1 protein-coding gene is annotated in these 1,294 nt (G+C 51.9%); it reads right to left on the bottom strand.

The features are described 5' to 3' along the window. Positions 1-19: 19 nt before the first annotated feature. Positions 20-1,245, bottom strand: a protein-coding gene (locus HMPREF0576_RS08945; protein ID WP_392390502.1) for an IS3 family transposase whose coding sequence is annotated in 2 segments (ribosomal slippage) — positions 20-966 and positions 966-1,245 — 1,227 coding nt in all. Because the reading frame shifts where the segments join, the coding sequence is not laid out codon by codon here. Positions 1,246-1,294 lie beyond the last annotated feature (49 nt).

Below are 1,294 nucleotides of genomic sequence, written 5' to 3'. Positions count from 1 at the left end.
CTGGGTTTTGTTCCGCTTCTTATACGGGGGTCAGTTGACTGACCCGGTGTTGATTATAGCTTGCGATGATCTCCTCTGGGGTAGCGTAGCCTAGTGATTCGTGGAGGCGGTGGTTGTTCCACCAGTACACCCAGTTCAGGGTTGCCCACTCGACCTCGCTACACGAGCGCCAGGTACGAGAGTAGATCAACTCGGTCTTGTATAGCCCGTTCACGGTCTCTGCTAGGGCGTTATCGTAAGAATCACCAACAGTTCCGGTCGATGATTTGATACCGGCTGTTGCCAGGCGTTCACTGTATTTAATGCTCGTGTATTGTGACCCGTGATCGCTGTGGTGTATCAAATCTTTAAAGCTTACCTTGGCGCATTCGATTGCCTGTTCTAAGGCCTCTAAGGGCAGCGCCTCAGTAGTCATGGTTGAACGGGTGGACCAGCCAACAATCTTTCGGCTAAACACATCGGTTACGAACGCTGTGTAAACAAAACCCGACAAGGTCCTAACGTAGGTAATATCGGCTACCCATAGCTGGTTAGGCTCTACCGCGCTGAAATTACGGTTGACTAAATCAGGACGGTTATCAACCATTTTAGCGGGTCTTGTAGTTAGAGGTTTTCGACCCCTGACCACACCCCTCACACCGGCTAGGCGCATTAGTCTGGCGGTTTGGTCACGGCCAATACGCCAACCGGATCGGACCATGGCATGCCACATCTTACGTATCCCATACGCGCAATAGTTTTCGGTGTGAATACGCTTTATTTCAGCCACCAGAACCTTATCACGCATACTCCTAACGCTGGGTAGGCGTCTTTTAGCAGCCCGATAACCCCTAGCGGTAATGAATCCGCCCTCAAGATAGCCATTAAGTGTCCGGCATATCGGCTCGACCCCGAATTGATGCTTATATCCGTCAATATAGGCGATCAGCATCGGGCCGGTCGGTCGAGCTCGGCTGCGAAAAAAGCTGAAGCCGTCTTTAAAATCTCGTTAGCCCGCCGCAACTCGGCATTCTCCCGTTTAAGACGCGTAATCTCAGCATGCTCCTCACGAGTGAGTCCTGGACGCTGCCCTGCCTCTACCAATGATTGCTCATACCAGCGTCTGAGCGACTCCACTGCCACTCCCAACCTCGGAGCAATCTCGCTAACCGCCCTCCACTGCGAACATGAGCCATCCTGGCTCAAACGATCACTAACCATCCGAACCGCGCGATCCTTAAAATCCTGAGAATACCTCTTAGACATATCCCTAATCCTCTCAAAAACAGGCAGGAACAAAACCCAGGACGCTTCA

It is taken from the genome of Mobiluncus holmesii ATCC 35242 (assembly GCF_000185445.1).
Classification (GTDB): Bacteria; Actinomycetota; Actinomycetes; order Actinomycetales; family Actinomycetaceae; genus Mobiluncus; species Mobiluncus curtisii.
Note: the sequence above shows the minus strand (reverse complement) of the source record. Positions and strands in the feature narration are given on the sequence as shown.